The organism is Streptomyces sp. CA-251387 (assembly GCF_050936625.1).
Taxonomy (GTDB): domain Bacteria; phylum Actinomycetota; class Actinomycetes; order Streptomycetales; family Streptomycetaceae; genus Streptomyces.
Map to the genome: position 1 here is coordinate 2,107,862 of NZ_JBNJMJ010000001.1, position 17,119 is coordinate 2,124,980.

Sequence of the window (17,119 nt, forward strand, 5' to 3'; positions counted from 1 at the left end):
GAGGTCCTGAGTAACGCCCGGACGCCCATCCCCCTGGCCCCTGAACCCCCTGACCCCGCCCCCCTGTAGGAGAGGACCGATTCCCCATGGCCGATGCCCCCACCGGCAAGGTGACCTTCGTCGGTGCCGGCCCCGGCGCCGCCGATCTGCTGACGTTCCGTGCCGCGCGTGCCATCGCCGAGGCCGACGTCGTGATCTGGGCGGCCAGCCTGGTCCAGGCGGAGGTCCTGCAGCATGCGCGCGAGGACGCCGAGATCCTCGACTCGGCGACCATGTCCCTGGAGGACGTCGTCGCCGTGTACGAGCGGGCCCGGGACGAGGGACTCAAGGTCGCCCGTATTCATTCCGGTGACCCCGCTCTCTGGGGCGGTACGCAGGAACAGCTCGACCGGTGTGCCGGGATCGGCATCGAGACCGAGGTCGTGCCCGGGGTGTCCGCCTTCTCCGCGGTCGCCGCGCTCGCGCAGCGCGAGCTGACCATTCCCGAGGTCGCCCAGTCCGTCGTCCTCACCCGGCTCGGCGGTGGCAAGACGCCGATGCCGCCCGGGGAGGAGGTCCGGGAGTTCGCCAAGCACGGCACCACCATGGCGATCTTCCTGTCCGCGGCCCGTAGCGGGCAGCTCGTGCTGGAGTTGCTGGAGGGCGGATATCCGACGTCCACGCCGGTCGTCGTCGCCTACCAGGCGACCTGGCCGGAGGAGCTGATCGTGCGGTGCACCATCGGCACGCTGGAGGAGACCGTCAAGGAGCACAAGCTCTGGAAGCACACCCTGTTCCTGGTCGGCCCGGCCCTCGACGCGCACGGCACACGTTCGCACCTGTACCACCCCGGTCACTTCCACGGGTACCGCAAGGCCGACCCTCAGGCCCGCCGGGCGCTGCGCGAGCGAGGGGCGAGTTCGTGATCCCCGGCCGGCCGATCACGGTCGTCGGTACGGGGACGGGAGCGCCACCTCCCGAGGATGTCCTCGCCGCTGCCGAGCTGGTCGTCGGCGGGCGGCGGCATCTGGAGGCCGTACGGCTGCCCGACGGGGTGGAGCGGGTCGTGCTCGGGGCGCTCGCGCCCGCCCTCGACACGGTCGAGGAGTACGTTGCGAAGGATCGGCCGGTGATGGTGCTGGCCTCCGGCGACCCCGGGTTCTTCGGGATCGTGCGGGCGCTCGCCGAGCGGTTCGGGCCGGAGCGGCTGGATGTGCGGCCGGGGGTGTCGTCCGTCGCCACCGCCTTCGCGCGGCTCGGGCTGACCTGGGACGACGCGGTCGTCGTCAGCGCGCACGGGCGGGAGCCCCGGACGGCCGTCAACGTCTGCCGGGCGCACCCCAAGGTCGCCGTGCTGACCGGGCCGGGTGCCGGGCCGGCCGAACTGGGGGCGGCCCTGCGGGACACCGGGCGGGTGCTGGTCGTGGCCTCCGCGCTCGGCGATCCGGAGCGGGAGCGCGTGGAGCGGTTGACCCCGGTCGAGGCGGCGGCCCGTGACTGGGGTACGGCGGTGAGTGTCGTGCTCTGCCTGGACGAGACGCGGGTGCTCGGTCCGGTACGAACGCTCGCAGGGCCGGACGTACGGCCCGCCGGATGGGCCCTGGACGAGGCCGGCTTCGCGCACCGCGACTCGATGATCACCAAGTTCGAGGTACGGGCGCTGGCACTGGCCCGGCTGGGGCCGCGGCTCGGCGACCTGGTGTGGGACGTCGGCGCGGGCTCCGGCTCGGTGGCCGTGGAGTGCGCCCGGCTCGGGGCGGCCGCGGTGGCCGTAGAGAAGGCGGCGGACGGGGTGGAGCGGATCCGCGCCAACGCCGCCGCGCACGGCGTGGACGTGCAGGTGGTGCACGGCCCGGCGCCGGACGCGCTGACGGACCTCGCCGACGACCCCGACGCCGTGTTCGTCGGCGGCGGCGGACGCGAACTGCCCGCCGTCGTCACCGCCTGCGCGCGGCGCGCCCGGCGCACGGTGGTCGTCGCCATGGCCGCCCTCGACCGGGTGCCGGCCGCGCGCGAGGCCCTGACGGAAGCCGGGTTCTCCTGTGACGGGGTGCTGTTGCAGTCGTCCCGGCTCGCGCCGCTGCCGGGGGACGTGACCCGGCTCGCGGCGACCAATCCCGTTTTCCTGCTGTGGGGCGTGCGGCCTCAAGCCTGTACTGAAGGAGTTGCCCAGTGATCGGCCTCATTTCCGCCACCGCGGCGGGGGCGGCGGCGCGGGACCGGCTGGCCGCGGCGTGGCCGGACCGCACGCGCGTGTACGACGGCCCCCTCAAGGACGCCGTGCGCCGGGCGTTCGCCGAGTGCGAGCAGCTGGTGTGCTTCCTGGCCACGGGGGCGGTCGTACGGCTGGTCGCCCCGCTGCTGGCGGACAAGGCGAGCGACCCGGGTGTGGTGTGCGTCGACGAGGGCGGACGGTTCGCCGTGTCGCTGGTCGGCGGGCATGGCGGCGGGGCCAATGAACTCGCCCGGGAGGTCGGGGAGTTGCTGGGCGCCGAGCCCGTCGTGACCACGGCGACGGATGCCGTGGGCGTGCCCGGTCTGGACACGCTCGGCTTCCCGGTGGAGGGCGATGTCGCCGGCGTCTCGCGGGCCATGCTGGACGGCGAACCGGTGGCGCTGAAGGCCGAGATGGCCTGGCCGCTGCCGCCGCTCCGGGCCGGCGCCGAGGGGTCGTACGCGATCCGGCTGACGGACCGGGTGGTCGAGCCCGCGGAGCGCGAGGTCGTGCTGCGTCCGCCGTCCCTCGTCGTGGGTGTCGGTGCCTCCAAGGGCGCCCCTGTCGAGGAGATCCTCGGGCTGATCGAGAGCGCGCTCGGCGAGGCGGGCCTCTCCCCCAAGTCCCTCGCCGAACTCGCCACCGTCGACGCCAAGGCCGACGAGCCCGGCGTCGTCGAGGCCGCCGCCCGCCTCGGCGTCCCCCTCGTCACCCACTCCGCGGATGAGCTGGCGGCCGTAGCGGTCCCCAACCCCTCCGACGCGCCCCTCGCCGCCGTCGGCACCCCCTCCGTCGCCGAGGCCGCCGCCCTGGTGAGCGGCGGTGAACTCCTCGTGCCCAAGCGGAAGTCGGAGCGCGCCGACGGGCAGCCGGCGATGGCCACCTGCGCCGTCGTACGGCGTCCGGGGCGCGGGCGGCTCGCGGTGGTCGGGCTCGGGCCGGGTGCCCGAGACCTGCTCACCCCGCGGGCGAAGGCCGAGCTGGAGCGGGCCTCCGTCCTCGTCGGCCTCGACCAGTACGTCGACCAGATCCGCGATCTGCTGCGGCCCGGTACCCGGATCCTGGAGTCGGGGCTCGGCGCCGAGGAGGAGCGCGCTCGTACGGCGGTGGCGGAGGCCCGCAAGGGTCAGGCCGTCGCGCTGATCGGCAGCGGGGACGCGGGCGTGTACGCCATGGCCTCCCCCGCGCTCGCCGAGGCGTCCGACGACATCGACGTGATCGGCGTCCCCGGCGTGACCGCGGCCCTCGCCGCCGCCGCGATCCTGGGCGCCCCGCTCGGCCACGACCACGTGTCCATCAGCCTCTCCGACCTCCATACGCCGTGGGAGGTCATCGAGCGCCGGGTGCGGGCCGCCGCCGAGGCGGACATCGTCGTGACCTTCTACAACCCGCGCAGCCGGGGCCGGGACTGGCAGCTGCCCAAGGCCCTCGCGATCCTCTCCGAGCACCGCGAGCCGACGACGCCGGTCGGTGTCGTACGGAACGCGTCACGGCCGGACGAGTCCAGTCGGCTCACGACACTGGGCGCCCTGGACCCGGCGACCGTCGACATGATGACGGTCGTGACCGTGGGCAACACGGCGACCCGGGACATCGCGGGACGCATGGTGACACCGCGCGGCTACCGCTGGCAGGCACCGCAGGAGGGCGCCGAGTGAACCGCGTGATCCATCCCATCGAGGAGGAGTCCTACCGGCGGCTGCGTGCCCGCCTGGACACCTCGCACTTCCCGCCGCTGACCCGGGCCGTGGTGGAGCGGGTCATCCACTCCGCCGCCGACCTCGACTACGCCACCGACCTCGTCATGGACGAGGGCGAGTTGGCGAAGGCGCACGCCGCCCTGCACGCCGGGGCGCCCGTCGTCGTGGACGTGGAGATGGTCGGAGCCGGGATCACCCGGCGCGAGACCGTCTGCCGGCTCAGGGACGCCGTGGCCGGGCCGGGGCTGACCCGTTCGGCCCATGGCATCCGGCTCGCCTACGAGCAGGTCGGGCCGGGCGCCCTCTGGGTGATCGGCAACGCGCCGACCGCGCTGGAGGAGCTGCTGACGCTGGACGCCGACCCGGCCCTCGTCATCGGTCTGCCCGTCGGCTTCGTCGGAGCGGTCGAGTCCAAGGCCGCCCTGCGCGAGAGCGGGCTGCCCGCCGTGAGCAACGTGTCCGAGAAGGGCGGTTCGGCGGTCGCCTCGGCAGCCCTCAACGCCCTGCTGTACCACCCCACTTCCCATCCCGAGGAGAAACTGTGACCACCCCGCCGCCCGCCCTGCTCATCGCCGGTCATGGCACCCGGGACGACGCCGGGGCCGAGGCGTTCCGCGACTTCGTACGGGAGCTGGGGCGCCGCCACCCCGAGCTGCCCGTCGCGGGCGGCTTCATCGAGCTGTCCCCGCCGCCGCTGGGCGAGGCCGTCACCGAGCTGGTGGAGCGAGGCGTACGGCGGTTCGCCGCCGTACCGCTGATGCTGGTGTCCGCCGGGCACGCCAAGGGCGACATCCCGGCCGCGCTGGCCCGCGAGAAGGAGCGGCACCCCGGGATCTCGTACACCTACGGCCGCCCGCTGGGCCCGCACCCGTCGCTGCTGTCCGTCCTGGAGCGCCGCCTCGACGAGGCGCTCGGCACGGAGGGGCGCACGCCGGGGGACCGGGCCGACGTGACCGTGCTGCTGGTCGGGCGTGGTTCCACGGACCCCGACGCCAACGCCGAGGTCCACAAGGCGGCGCGGCTGCTGTGGGAAGGGCGCGGATACGCGGGCGTGGAGACGGCGTTCGTGTCGCTGGCGGCACCGGACGTGCCGAGCGGCCTGGACCGGTGTGTGAAGCTCGGAGCACGGCGGATCGTCGTCCTCCCCTACTTCCTCTTCACCGGCATCCTCCCGGACCGGGTCCGCCAGCAGACCGAGGGCTGGGCGGCCGCCCACCCGGAGGTCGACGTGCGCTCGGCGGACGTCATCGGTCCGGAGCCGGAGCTGCTCGACCTGGTGATGGAGCGGTACGAGGAGGCCCTGAAGGGCGACCTGCGGATGAACTGCGACTCGTGCGTGTACCGCATCGCGCTGCCCGGCTTCGAGGACAAGGTCGGCATGCCGCAGCAGCCGCACTTCCACCCGGACGACGACGGCCACCACCACGGTCATCACCACCACGGACACCACCATGGCACCCACTCCCATGCCCACTGAGGCACACGACCTGCGGCACCACGGGGACGCCGAGGTCCGTGACGACGGGGCGAAGCTCACCGACCTCGCGGTGAACGTCCGCGCGGACACGCCCCCGGCCTGGCTGCGGGAGCGGATCGCCGAGTCGCTGGGCTCCCTCGCGGCCTACCCGGACGGGCGGGCCGCGCGGGCGGCGGTGGCGGCGCGGCACGGGCTGCCGGTGGAGCGGGTGCTGCTGACGGCGGGGGCGGCGGAGGCGTTCGTCCTGCTGGCGCGGGCGCTGAAGGTGCGCCGGCCGGTCGTCGTGCACCCGCAGTTCACGGAGCCGGAGGCGGCACTGCGCGACGCGGGCCACACGGTCGACCGGGTGCTGCTGCGGGAGGCGGACGGCTTCCGCCTCGACCCGGCGGCCGTCCCCGAGGACGCCGACCTGGTGGTGATCGGCAACCCGACCAACCCGACGTCGGTGCTGCACCCGGCCGCGTCCATCGCCGAACTCGCCCGCCCCGGGAGGACCTTGGTGGTGGACGAGGCGTTCATGGACGCGGTGCCGGGCGAACGGGAGGCGCTGGCCGGCCGGACGGACGTGCCGGGTCTCGTCGTGCTCCGCAGCCTGACCAAGACCTGGGGTCTGGCCGGGCTGCGGATCGGCTACGTCCTGGCCGCCCCGGAGACCATCGCCGACCTGGAGCGCGCCCAGCCCCTGTGGCCGGTCTCCACGCCCGCGCTCGCCGCCGCGGAGGCCTGCGTGTCCCCGCGGGCCCTGGCGGAGGCGGCCCACGCGGCCCACCGCATCGCCGCCGAGCGGGCCCATCTCGTCGCGGGCCTCGGCGAGTTCGCCTCGGCCGGGCTCCGGGTCGCCGAGCCCGCCGAGGGTCCCTTCGTCCTCGTACGACTGCCGGAGGCGGCGGCCGTGCGACGGCACCTGCGCGACCTCGGGTTCGCGGTCCGGCGCGGGGACACCTTTCCCGGGCTGGACGAGGAGTGGCTGCGGCTGGCGGTGCGGGACCGGGGGACGGTCGGCGCCTTCCTGCGGGCGCTGGGCCGGGCGATGGACCTGGTACGTCGCTGAGACGCGGGGATGGCGGCGGTACGCGGATCCACCGCGTGGGCACCTCCGCCGTCGGACACCGTTCAAGGCTGCACGGATCGTGTCTGTGGTCTGTGGTCCGTGATCCGGGGATGCGGGGCGGTCCGGTGGGTGTTCCGCCGGCAATGCTCCGTCGGCTACCCGACCACGCTGCCGTTCAGGACGACCCGCCGCGGTGCCGCCAGCACCCGTACGTCGGCCCGTGGATCCGTCTCGTACACCACCAGGTCCGCCGCAGCCCCCTCCTCCAGGCCGGGTCGGCCCAGCCACGCCCGGGCCGCCCAGGTGGTCGCCGCGAGGGCCTCGACCGGTGGGATGCCGGCGGTGACCAGTTCCGCCACCTCGGCCGCCACCAGGCCGTGCGGCAGGTGGCCGCCCGCGTCGGTGCCGACGTAGACGGGGATACCGGCGTCGTAGGCGGAGCGGACGGTGTCGTAGCGGCGCTCGTGGAGGCGGCGCATGTGGGCCGACCAGCGGGGGAACTTGGACTCGCCGCCGTCGGCCAACTTCGGGAAGGTCGCGATGTTCACGAGGGTGGGGACGATCGCCACCCCGCGCTCGGCGAACAGCGGGATCAGGTCCTGCGTCAGGCCCGTGGCGTGTTCGATGCAGTCGATGCCCGATTCGACCAGGTCCTGGAGCGAGTCCTCGGAGAAACAGTGCGCGGTGACCCGGGCGCCCAGGCGGTGGGCCTCGGCGATGGCCGCCTCGACCGCCTCGCGCGGCCAGCTGGGCGCGAGGTCCCCGAGGTCGCGGTCGATCCAGTCGCCGACCAGCTTGACCCAGCCGTCGCCGCGCCGGGCCTCCTGGGCGACATAGGCGACGAGGTCGTCCGGTTCGATCTCGTGCGCGTAGCCGCGGATGTAGCGGCGGGTGCGGGCGATGTGCCGGCCGGCCCTGATGATCTTCGGCAGGTCCTCGCGGTCGTCGACCCAGCGGGTGTCGGAGGGCGAACCGGCGTCGCGGATCAGCAGGGCGCCCGCGTCACGGTCGGTCAGCGCCTGCTTCTCCGCGATGTCGTCGTCGACCGGGCCGTGCGCGCCGAGGCCCACATGGCAGTGCGCGTCGACGAGGCCGGGCAGGGCCCAGCCCTCGACGGTACGGACGTCACGGGCGCCGGCGGGGCGGTCGTAGGAGATCCGGCCGTCGACGACCCACAGCTCGTCCCGGACGTCGTCGGGGCCGGCCAGGACCCGGCCCTTCACGTGCAGCACCGCGCGTTCGCTCATGTACTGCACCCTAGTGACCGGCTACTCGCCCTTGCCCACCTGGTCCGAGGTCTCCTCCTCCACCTCCGCCATCGCCGGGTCGAGGAGGCGGGAGAGGAAGTGGCGCGTGCGCTCGTGCTGGGGGTTGCCGATGACCTGGTCGGGGGTGCCGTCCTCGACGATCACGCCGCCGTCCATGAAGACGACCCGGTCGGCGACCTCGCGCGCGAAGGTCATCTCGTGGGTGACGACCATCATCGTCATGCCCTCGTCGGCGAGCATGCGCATGACGGCCAGTACGTCACCGACCAGCTCCGGGTCCAGCGCGGACGTCGGCTCGTCGAACAGCATCACCTGGGGGCCCATGGCGAGCGCGCGGGCGATGGCGACGCGCTGCTGCTGGCCGCCGGAGAGGGACGACGGGTACGCCGTCGCCTTCTCCGCCAGGCCGACCCGCTCCAGGTTCTCGGCGGCGACCTTGGCGGCCGTGGCCTTGTCACGCCTGAGGACCCGGCGCTGCGGCAGGGTGAGGTTCTCGGTCACCGTGAGGTGCGGGAACAGGTTGAACTGCTGGAAGACCATCCCGATACGGCGGCGTACGGCGTCGATGTCGACGTCCGGGTCGGTGAGCTCGGTGCCGCCGACGAAGACCTGGCCCTTGGTGGGTTCCTCGAGCAGGTTCACACAGCGCAGGAGCGTCGACTTGCCGGAGCCGGACGGGCCGATGACGCAGACGACCTCGCCCTGTCCGATCTCCAGGTCGATGCCGCGCAGCACCTGGTTGTCGCCGAAGGACTTGTGCAGGTCGCGGACCTGGATCTCGGCCCTGGTACTGCTGGTACTCACTTGACGGCCTCCTGGGCCTTGGCCTCCATACGGCGGACGACGAAGCCGAGCGGGATCGTGACCAGCAGATAGCACAGGCCCGCGACCAGGATCGGCGTGGAGTTGGCGGTCGTGCTGGCCAGGTCGCGGCCGAACTTGGACAGTTCGCGCTCTTCCAGGGTGACGCCGAGGAGCAGCACGAGCGAGGAGTCCTTGAACAGGATGATGAACTCGTTCGTCATCGGCGGGAGGATGATCCGGAACGCCTGCGGGATGATGATCGAGATCATGGCCCGCGCGGGCGAGAAGCCGAGCGAACGGGCCGCCTCCATCTGGCCCTTCGGCACCGCCTGAATCCCGGCCCGGAAGGTCTCCGCGAGGTACGCGGCACCGACCAGACCGAGCGCGAGGGCGGCCTTGCCGTAGGTCCCGCCGACGATCTCCGTGCCCGGGAAGGCCAGCGGGACCGCCACGCCGATGAAGATGAAGATCAGCAGGGCGGGAAGACCACGGAAGATCTCGATGTAGACACCGGCGAGCCAGCGGTACGGCCCGACGGACGACAGGCGCATCAGCGCGAGCACCAGTCCGAGCACGAGGGCGAAGACGAACCCGGACACGGTGTAGAGCACCGTGTTCTTCAGCGCCAGTGTGATGACGTCCGGGAACATCCGCCGCGCGATGTCCTCCTGCGCGAACTGGTTCTGCAGCCGGTCCCAGTCGGCCGCGAACGCGAAGGCGATCACGGCCGCGACGAAGACGACGTACTGGATGCCGCGCGACAGGCCGCGCTTCTGTCGCCGGGTCAGACCCTTCTTCTTCGGCTGTACTTCTATGTCGGTGGCGGTCATGAGGCGGACGGGGACGCCGCGGACTCGTCGTACGGGCCGATCCACTGCTCGTACAGCTTCTTGTACGTGCCGTCGGCCTTGGCGTCGGCGAGCGCCTTGTTGATGGCCTCGCGGAGCTTGGTGTTGCCCTTCTTGACGGTGAAGCCGTACTGCTCGCCGGTGTTGATGTTGTCGGCGATCTCGAAGGCGGCCGCGTTGGCCTTGTCCTTCAGCCAGCCCTGGACGACCGGGTAGTCGATGACGACCGCCTGGACCTGGCCGGTGCGCAGGCCGTTGAGCACGGCGTCGGAGGACTCGAAGGAGACGGGGTCCAGTCCCTGGCTCTTGGCGTAGTCCTCGCCGGTCGTCTGCGCCTGGGCGCCGACCTTCTTGCCCTTGAGGTCAGCGAAGGACGAGATGCCGCTCTTCCTGTCGGCGAGGACGGCCTGGGTGGCGTCGAAGTACGGGTCCGAGAAGTCGACGTTCTTCTTGCGCTCGTCGGTGATGGTCATGCCGGCGGCGGCGAGGTCGCACTCGCCGGAGTTGAGGAAGGCGCCGGTCTTGAAGTTCTCGAAGGGCGTGTCGAGGATCTCCTGCTGCACGCCGAGGTCCTTGGCGACGAGGTCGATCAGCGACACGTCGAATCCCTGCACCTTGCCGTCGATCTCCGACTGGAAGGGCGGGTACGGCAGGTGGGTGCAGGTGGTGAGCTGGCCCGCCTTGACGAGCTCGACGCCGCCGGCCGCCGTCTTCGTACCGCTGCCTCCGTTGTCGTCGGAGGAGGTGCAGCCGGCCACGAGCACCAGCCCGGCCGTCGCGGTGGTGGCGGCCAGAATGCGGGTCCGGCGCCCGAGGGTCGTCTTCACGCGGAGCCTCCTGTCAGGGAACTGTGGGTTCCGATTATAAGGAGAGGTTTGAGGCCCTCAAACCAAACCGATGGCTGGAGGGCTGTCCGGCCTAAGAAGTCGGCAGTCGGAGGCCGGTCAGGGGCGGCGGTTACCCTCGACACCGTCTGCCCCTGCGATGTTGATCTGCCCCTGCGATGTTGAAGAGAGTTCCCGCCGTGACCCATCCCTTCCTGGATCTGGCCCCGCTGACCGCGGAGCGCTTCGCTTCCATCGAGGACCGGGTGGCGCGGTTGCTCGGGACCCAGCAGGGCGTCGTGATCATGCAGGGTGAGGCGCTGCTGCCGCTGGAAGGGGCGATCCGCGGGACGGCCGGGCCCGGCACGACCGCGCTGAACGTGATCACCGGTCCGTACGGGCAGACCTTCGGGGACTGGCTGCGTGACTGCGGCGCGACCGTGATCGATCTGGCGGTGCCCTTCCATACGGCGGTCACGGCGGACCAGATCCGTCAGGCCTTCGCCGAGCATCCGGAGATCGACTTCGTGTCCCTGGTGCACGCGGAGGCGGCCACCGGCAACACGAACCCCGTCGCGGAGATCGGCGAGGTCGTACGGGAGCACGGGGCACTGTTCTACCTGGACGCGGTGGCGTCCATCGGGGCCGAGCCGGTGTTGCCGGACGCGTGGGGCGTGGACCTGTGCGTGATCGGGGCGCAGAAGGCGATGGGCGGGCCGGCCGGGGTGTCGGCGGTGTCGGTGAGCGAGCGGGCGTGGGCGCGGATGGCGGCGAATCCGGGGGCGCCGCGGCGGTCGTATCTCTCGCTCCTCGACTGGAAGGAACGGTGGATCGACGGCGGGCGCAAGGCCCTGCTGCATGCGCCGGCGCAGTTGGAGATGCTGGCGCTGGAGGCCTGTGTGGAGCGGATCGAGGAGGACGGGCTCGATGCGGTGATGGCCCGTCACCGGGCCGCTGCGCTGTCGACTCGCTCCGGGGCGTCGGCGCTGGGTGGGGGCCTGGAGCCGTACGTGTACGACGCTGCGGAGGCCGCTCCTGTCGCTACGACGCTTCGGGTGCCGGCGGGGGTGGTGGCGTCGGAGGTGGTGGCTCGGGCGCTGGAGGTCGATCCCGGGTTGCCGTTGGCCGCGGGGGGTGGGGCGTTGGCCAAGGAGATGATCCGGGTCAATCACTACGGGGTGGATGCGACGCCGGACGCGGTGCGGGGATGTGTGGCGGCGCTGGGGGCTGCGCTGACGGAGAAGGGGCTGGACGTGGACGTGGAGGGTGCGCTGCGGGCGGTGACCGCGGGCTGGCGCTAGCGGTTCCTCGCCCCCGCCGCCCCTACCCGTCCCATCCCGAAGGGGCTCCGCCCCTTCCACCCCGCCAGGGGGCTCCGGACATTTGCCCACCCACCACCCGACTCGGTCGGCCAAGAGGCCGGCCTCGAAAGCCCCTGGGCCTCCGCCCCAGACCCCGGCGGGGGGCCACCTCTCGACCCTGGTCAGCTGCATTCAGCCCGTCCGGCGTTTGGGGACGAGGCCCCTTCAGGGGGTGTGGGGCGGATCACGGACGGGCCGATGGCCGGTGTCGAGGTCAGTCTGCGCTGGGTGTTCATTCACATGATCGAGGAGTACGCGCGGCACAACGGCCACGCCGACATTCTGCGAGAGCGTATCGACGGTGTTACCGGAGCCTGAATTCAGCGTAATTCCTGGAATTCTTTTCGAAGGCAGTTTCCCCTCTTCTTCTGCCCGCTTTCCCCGAACCTAAACGCAAAGATTTCGCGAACACCAACCGGCGTAATTCGGGCAGATCTCGTGAGAGTTACATGGCTGTGACGCGTTCCACATCGTGCCCGTTTTGTGCGGTATTAACCGGACAGAAGGGGCGAATAGGAGCCCTGTCGCCGAGGTGCTCACGCCCGCGTGATAACACATTCGGACCTCACACGTAACCCCTCACGGCCATGCAATTTCGAATTTCCCTCGGTAAATTCAATTCGCATGACTGCCGCACAAGCAGACCTGCAAATCGACCGTCCGGCGGTGGCCGACGGGGCCGCGCTGTGGCGGATTGCCAGAGACTCCAAGGCCCTCGACCTCAACTCGTCGTACAGCTATCTGCTGTGGTGCCGCGACTTCGCCGGCACGTCGGCCGTCGCGCGTGACGAACGCGGGGAGCCGGTCGGCTTCGTCACCGGGTACGTACGGCCGGACCGCCCGCACACCCTGCTCGTCTGGCAGGTGGCCGTGGACGACGCCCACCGCGGACGCGGCATCGCCGCCGCACTGCTCGACGGGCTCGTGGCGCGGGTCTCCGGCGCGTACGGCGTCACGAGCGTCGAGACCACCATCACGCCCGGCAACACCGCCTCCGAGCGGCTGTTCCGCTCCTTCGCCGAGCGGCACGGCGCCGCCCTGGAGCGCGAGGTGCTGTTCCCCACGAGCGTGTTCCCGGACGGTCCCCACGACCCCGAAGTCCTGTACCGCATCGGTCCCCTCTCCCTGTGACCACCTGCGACCTCCCCACCGACCTCCCCCCACGCAACGAGGAGCGATTCGTCGTGACCATCACCCAGCCCGACCTCAGCGTCTTCGAGACCCTGGAGTCCGAGGTGCGCAGCTACTGCCGCGGCTGGCCCACCGTCTTCGACCGTGCGCGAGGCAGCCGCATGTACGACGAGGACGGCCACGAGTATCTGGACTTCTTCGCCGGGGCCGGCTCGCTGAACTACGGGCACAACAACCCGGTCCTGAAACGGGCGTTGATCGACTACCTGGAGCGGGACGGCGTCACGCACGGGCTCGACATGTCCACCAGCGCCAAGCGCACCTTCCTGCAGACCTTCCAGGACCTGGTGCTGCGGCCGCGCGACCTGCCGTACAAGGTCATGTTCCCGGGCCCGACCGGCACCAACGCCGTCGAGTCGGCTCTGAAGCTGGCCCGGAAGGTGAAGGGGCGCGAGGCCATCGTGTCCTTCACCAACGCCTTCCACGGCATGTCCCTCGGCTCCCTCGCCGTCACCGGCAACGCCTTCAAGCGCGCCGGCGCCGGGATCCCGCTGGTGCACGGCACGCCCATGCCGTTCGACAACTACTTCGACGGCACCGTCCCGGACTTCCTGTGGTTCGAGCGGCTGCTGGAGGACCAGGGCTCCGGGCTCAACAAGCCCGCCGCGGTGATCGTCGAGACCGTGCAGGGCGAGGGCGGCATCAATGTCGCGCGTCCCGAGTGGCTGCGCGCGCTCGCCGAGCTGTGCGAGCGGCAGGACATGCTGCTGATCGTCGACGACATCCAGATGGGCTGCGGGCGGGCGGGTGCCTTCTTCTCCTTCGAGGAGGCGGGCATCACCCCCGACATCGTCACCGTGTCCAAGTCCATCAGCGGCTACGGACTGCCCATGTCGCTGTGCCTGTTCAAGCCCGAGCTGGACATATGGGAGCCGGGCGAGCACAACGGCACCTTCCGCGGCAACAACCCCGCCTTCGTCACCGCGGCCGCCGCCCTCGAGATGTACTGGGCCGACGGCAGCGCGATGGAGAAGCAGACCCGGGCGCGCGGCGAGCAGGTCGAGCAGGGGCTGATCGCCATCTGCGAGGAGAACCTCGCCGACGTGAAGGAGTACCGGGGCCGCGGGCTGGTGTGGGGCATGGAGTTCCACGACAAGGAGCGGGCCGGGCGCATCGCCCAGCGCGCCTTCGAGCTCGGGCTGCTCATCGAGACGTCCGGCCCGGAGAGCGAGGTCGTCAAGCTGCTCCCCGCCCTCACCGTCACCCCGGACGAGCTCGACGAGGGGCTCAGCATCCTCGCCCGCGCCACCCGTGAGACCGCCTGACCGGCACATCTCAAAGACCCCCTCACCGACCGAGCACACCCACCACCTAGGAGGCATCGCAGCACCGTGATCGTCCGTTCGTTCAAGGACATCGAAGGCACCGAGCGCCATGTGAAATCGGCGTCCGGCACCTGGGAGAGCAAACGCATCGTCCTCGCCAAGGAGAAGGTCGGCTTCTCCCTGCACGAGACGATCCTGTACGCGGGTACGGAGACGTCGATGTGGTATGCGAACCACATCGAGGCCGTCGTCTGCGTCGAGGGCGAGGCCGAGCTGACCGACCACGAGACCGGGCGGACGCACACGATCACGCCCGGGACCATGTACCTCCTGGACGGCCATGAGAGGCACACGCTGCGGATCAAGGAGGACTTCCGCTGCATCTGTGTCTTCAACCCGCCCGTGACCGGCCGGGAGGACCACGACGAGAACGGCGTGTACCCGCTGCTCACCGAGCCCGAGGAGGTGTGAGAAACCCATGACCACTGCCATGACCGCACACGTCACCGATCTCTACCCCAGCCGCGGCGCCACCGAGGTGTCGACCCCGCGTCAGGACCCCGTCGTGTGGGGCGCCCCCGACACCCCGGGCCCGATCACGGCCACGGACCTGCAGTCGTACGAGCGCGACGGTTTCCTCGCCGTCGACCAGCTCATCACCGACGACGAGGTCGCCGTCTACCGGCAGGAGCTGGAGCGGCTGGTCACCGACCCGGAGATCCGCGCGGACGAGCGCTCGATCATCGAGCCGAAGTCCAAGGAGATCCGGTCCGTCTTCGAAGTGCACAAGATCAGCAAGGTGTTCGCCTCGCTCGTGCGCGACGAGCGGGTCGTCGGGCGGGCGCGGCAGATCCTCGGCTCGGACGTGTACGTCCACCAGTCGCGGATCAACGTCAAGCCGGGCTTCGGGGCGAGCGGCTTCTACTGGCACTCCGACTTCGAGACCTGGCACGCCGAGGACGGTCTGCCGAACATGCGGACGGTGTCCGTCTCGATCGCGCTGACCGAGAACTACGACACCAACGGCGGGCTCATGATCATGCCCGGCTCGCACAAGACCTTCCTCGGGTGTGCGGGGGCCACGCCGAAGGACAACTACAAGAAGTCCCTCCAGATGCAGGACGCGGGCACGCCCTCGGACGAGGCACTGACCGCGATGGCGAGCGAGTACGGCATCAAGCTCTTCACGGGCAAGGCCGGTTCGGCGACCTGGTTCGACTGCAACTGCATGCACGGCTCCGGGGACAACATCACCCCGTTCCCGCGCAGCAACGTGTTCATCGTGTTCAACAGCGTGGAGAACGCGGCGGTCGAGCCCTTCGCGGCTCCGGTACGGCGGCCGGAGTTCATCGGCGCGAGGGACTTCACCCCCGTGAAGTGAGCCTCACGTGAGGTGACCCTCACAGCCACGACAGCGACGCGGCCCGCTCCAGTACGTTCCGTACGGCGGCCGCGTCGCCCGTTTCGGCCCTCGGCACCGTCTGCGGGGCGTACCGCCCGCCGACCAGCAGGCAGAAGTCGACGGGATCGAGGGTGAGTTCGGCCCGGACGGGCTCGTCCGCGGAGCCCAGTACCCACTGCTCGCCCCCGGTGACCGAGAACAGCACCGGGGGCGCGGTGGGTCCGAGGGCGAGGCCGAGGATGCGGACGGCGAGGCGGACCAGCTGCGCCAGGTGCTCCTGCGGCGGCGGCGGGACGGCGAGGCCGAGGGCGCGGCCGATGTCGTCGGTGTGGATCCACGTCTCGAAGGCGCGCGCCAGGAAATGGTCGGCGATGGGCAGCCGCAGCCCCGTCAAGGTCACGGCCCGTGCGGCCAGTTCGGGGTCGTGGGCCTCGGGCGAGGCGAGCAGGGAGTTCGCCTGCGCGGACCAGGCGGCGACCGTCTTCTCGGGACTCCGGCGCCGCTCGTGGACGATCACGTCGGCCGTGCGCCGGTTCCAGGCGGCCTCCCAGCCCGTGCCGTCCTCGATCCGCGAGGGCGGCACCTGCGCCTCGATGCCGAGCAGTACGGCCAGGTGCTCGTCGGCGGCGAGGAGATGGGCGAGGGTCGCGTGCACGTTCCAGTCGTGCACGACCGGGACGCTCCAGCGGTCGTACCCCCACCGGCCGTACACCTCGGGCAGCAGCGCCTTCAGCCCGGCGACGGCGGCGGCATAGGGCGCGGCGTGCGCGGTGACCCGCGGCGCGGCGGGCCGCTCGCGCAGGGCGAAGGACAGCACGTCGGTGGCGGGCCGCTCAGGAATGCCGGGCGGCGCCGGCCCGTCCAGCAGCCGTACCATCTCCCGCAGCCGTTCCGCCTCCGCCGCGCAGTTCCCGCACTCGGCAAGGTGCGCCGGGACCGTCCCCCCGTCGGCCGGATCGAGGGCGCCGAAGGCCCAGGCGGCCAGCAGGTCACGTACCGTCTCGTGTTCGCCGGTCACCGCGCACCTCCTCCCCGTGTCCCGTGCCTGTTCCCTGCCCGTACCCCTCTCGCCATCATGCGCCCCTTTCGAGCGCCGGATCCGGCGGGTCGGCCAAAGACTGCGCCAAGGTGCGCAGGGCGGTGCGCAGCCGGGTCTTGGCCGTGCCCTCGGGGATGCCCAGCTCGACGGCGGCCTGCCGGTAGGTGCGGCCGGCGAAGTAGGCGAGGTGCACGACCTCCCGTTGCGGCTGCGGGAGTTCGGCGAGGGCGGTGTGCAGCAGGAGGGAGCGCTCCCGGTCGACGACCGTCTCGTCGGGGCCGGGACCGGCGTCGGGGATGGCCTGGAGCGCCGAGTCGTCGGCCCCGGCGTCCTTGCGGTGCCGGGCCTCGCTGCGGACCCAGTCCACGGCCCGCCGGTGGGCGAGCACGGACAGCCAGGTGCGCAGCGAGCCACGGCCCGGCTCGAAGGCGTACGGCCTGCTCCACAGCTGGGCGAAGACCTCCTGCGCCACGTCCTCGGCGGCGGCCGCGGAGCGGGTGACCCGCACGGCGACCCGGCGCACCAGCCCGCCGTACGCCGCGTACACCTCGGCGAGCGCGGACTCGTCGCCGTAGACCAGCCGCCGGTGTATCTCCGCGTCGGCAGGCAGCTGTACGGACGTGCCGTCCGTGGACTCCACCGGCACCACCACCCCTGGTGCCTTTCCTAGCGTCCTCGCGAGGCCCGCGCCAGTG

Annotated in this window: 17 protein-coding genes and 1 pseudogene; 12 read left to right on the forward strand and 6 right to left on the reverse strand. The window is 71.6% G+C overall.

What is annotated here, in order from left to right; all coding sequences use genetic code 11:
• Nucleotides 1-86: 86 nt before the first annotated feature.
• The 6 genes from cobM to cobC are packed head-to-tail and all read left to right on the forward strand — an operon-like array spanning nt 87 to nt 6,422.
• Nucleotides 87-905 (forward strand): precorrin-4 C(11)-methyltransferase, encoded by an 819-nt coding sequence (gene cobM / locus ACQEV2_RS09320; RefSeq protein ID WP_433038506.1) that lies wholly within the window; start codon nt 87-89, stop codon nt 903-905.
• Nucleotides 902-2,155: a precorrin-6y C5,15-methyltransferase (decarboxylating) subunit CbiE gene (gene cbiE / locus ACQEV2_RS09325; RefSeq protein WP_433038508.1), complete on the forward strand. Its 1,254-nt coding sequence runs from the start codon at nt 902-904 to the stop codon at nt 2,153-2,155. The genes cobM and cbiE overlap by 4 nt, the downstream gene beginning before the upstream one ends.
• Complete coding sequence (gene cobJ / locus ACQEV2_RS09330; RefSeq protein WP_433038510.1) at nt 2,152-3,852, forward strand: precorrin-3B C(17)-methyltransferase; 1,701 nt, start codon at nt 2,152-2,154, stop codon at nt 3,850-3,852. The genes cbiE and cobJ overlap by 4 nt, the downstream gene beginning before the upstream one ends.
• Nucleotides 3,849-4,439, forward strand: a complete 591-nt coding sequence (locus ACQEV2_RS09335) for a precorrin-8X methylmutase (protein WP_433038513.1) — start codon at nt 3,849-3,851, stop codon at nt 4,437-4,439. The genes cobJ and ACQEV2_RS09335 overlap by 4 nt, the downstream gene beginning before the upstream one ends.
• Nucleotides 4,436-5,371, forward strand: a complete 936-nt coding sequence (locus ACQEV2_RS09340) for a sirohydrochlorin chelatase (RefSeq protein WP_433038515.1) — start codon at nt 4,436-4,438, stop codon at nt 5,369-5,371. Before ACQEV2_RS09335 ends, ACQEV2_RS09340 begins: the two co-directional genes overlap by 4 nt.
• Entirely contained in the window at nt 5,361-6,422 is a 1,062-nt protein-coding gene (gene cobC / locus ACQEV2_RS09345; protein WP_433038517.1) for an Rv2231c family pyridoxal phosphate-dependent protein CobC, read from the forward strand. The genes ACQEV2_RS09340 and cobC overlap by 11 nt, the downstream gene beginning before the upstream one ends.
• A 155-nt stretch (nt 6,423-6,577) precedes the next feature.
• Here the strand turns inward: cobC and ACQEV2_RS09350 are convergent, their stop codons facing one another.
• Genes ACQEV2_RS09350 through ACQEV2_RS09365 form a run of 4 tightly spaced genes read right to left on the reverse strand, consistent with a single transcriptional unit; the run spans nt 6,578 to nt 10,169 of the window.
• The gene (locus ACQEV2_RS09350) at nt 6,578-7,669 is read right to left on the reverse strand and encodes an amidohydrolase family protein (protein ID WP_433038519.1); all 1,092 of its coding nucleotides are present in this window, start codon (nt 7,667-7,669) and stop codon (nt 6,578-6,580) included.
• Between the two features lie 21 nt (nt 7,670-7,690).
• Nucleotides 7,691-8,494, reverse strand: a complete 804-nt coding sequence (locus ACQEV2_RS09355) for an amino acid ABC transporter ATP-binding protein (protein WP_433038521.1) — start codon at nt 8,492-8,494, stop codon at nt 7,691-7,693.
• On the reverse strand, nt 8,491-9,324 hold the full coding sequence (locus ACQEV2_RS09360; protein ID WP_433038523.1) for an amino acid ABC transporter permease: 834 nt from the start codon (nt 9,322-9,324) through the stop codon (nt 8,491-8,493). The genes ACQEV2_RS09355 and ACQEV2_RS09360 overlap by 4 nt, the downstream gene beginning before the upstream one ends.
• Complete coding sequence (locus ACQEV2_RS09365) at nt 9,321-10,169, reverse strand: transporter substrate-binding domain-containing protein (RefSeq protein ID WP_433038525.1); 849 nt, start codon at nt 10,167-10,169, stop codon at nt 9,321-9,323. Before ACQEV2_RS09365 ends, ACQEV2_RS09360 begins: the two co-directional genes overlap by 4 nt.
• Before the next feature lie 197 nt (nt 10,170-10,366).
• Between ACQEV2_RS09365 and ACQEV2_RS09370 the strand changes: the two genes are divergently transcribed.
• From ACQEV2_RS09370 to thpD, 6 genes and pseudogenes are all read left to right on the forward strand, one after another.
• Nucleotides 10,367-11,467, forward strand: a complete 1,101-nt coding sequence (locus tag ACQEV2_RS09370) for a pyridoxal-phosphate-dependent aminotransferase family protein (RefSeq protein ID WP_433038527.1) — start codon at nt 10,367-10,369, stop codon at nt 11,465-11,467.
• A gap of 237 nt (nt 11,468-11,704) precedes the next feature.
• A pseudogene (locus ACQEV2_RS09375) lies at nt 11,705-11,845 on the forward strand (DUF664 domain-containing protein); the annotation flags it as partial.
• A gap of 306 nt (nt 11,846-12,151) precedes the next feature.
• The gene (gene ectA / locus ACQEV2_RS09380) at nt 12,152-12,658 is read left to right on the forward strand and encodes a diaminobutyrate acetyltransferase (RefSeq protein WP_433038529.1); all 507 of its coding nucleotides are present in this window, start codon (nt 12,152-12,154) and stop codon (nt 12,656-12,658) included.
• A 53-nt stretch (nt 12,659-12,711) separates the two neighbouring features.
• Nucleotides 12,712-13,983 carry a diaminobutyrate--2-oxoglutarate transaminase gene (ectB, locus tag ACQEV2_RS09385; protein WP_433038531.1) on the forward strand — a complete coding sequence of 424 codons (1,272 nt, stop codon included), beginning with the start codon at nt 12,712-12,714 and terminating at the stop codon, nt 13,981-13,983.
• A gap of 66 nt (nt 13,984-14,049) precedes the next feature.
• Nucleotides 14,050-14,454, forward strand: a complete 405-nt coding sequence (locus tag ACQEV2_RS09390; protein WP_433038534.1) for an ectoine synthase — start codon at nt 14,050-14,052, stop codon at nt 14,452-14,454.
• A gap of 7 nt (nt 14,455-14,461) precedes the next feature.
• Nucleotides 14,462-15,364, forward strand: a complete 903-nt coding sequence (gene thpD / locus ACQEV2_RS09395; RefSeq protein WP_433038536.1) for an ectoine hydroxylase — start codon at nt 14,462-14,464, stop codon at nt 15,362-15,364.
• A gap of 19 nt (nt 15,365-15,383) precedes the next feature.
• Here thpD and ACQEV2_RS09400 read toward each other — a convergent pair whose 3' ends face one another.
• Together ACQEV2_RS09400 and ACQEV2_RS09405 are read right to left on the reverse strand one after the other, a co-directional pair.
• Entirely contained in the window at nt 15,384-16,403 is a 1,020-nt protein-coding gene (locus tag ACQEV2_RS09400; RefSeq protein WP_433038538.1) for a maleylpyruvate isomerase family mycothiol-dependent enzyme, read from the reverse strand.
• A 55-nt stretch (nt 16,404-16,458) separates the two neighbouring features.
• Nucleotides 16,459-17,076 (reverse strand): RNA polymerase sigma factor, encoded by a 618-nt coding sequence (locus tag ACQEV2_RS09405; protein WP_433038541.1) that lies wholly within the window; start codon nt 17,074-17,076, stop codon nt 16,459-16,461.
• Nucleotides 17,077-17,119: the final 43 nt, after the last annotated feature.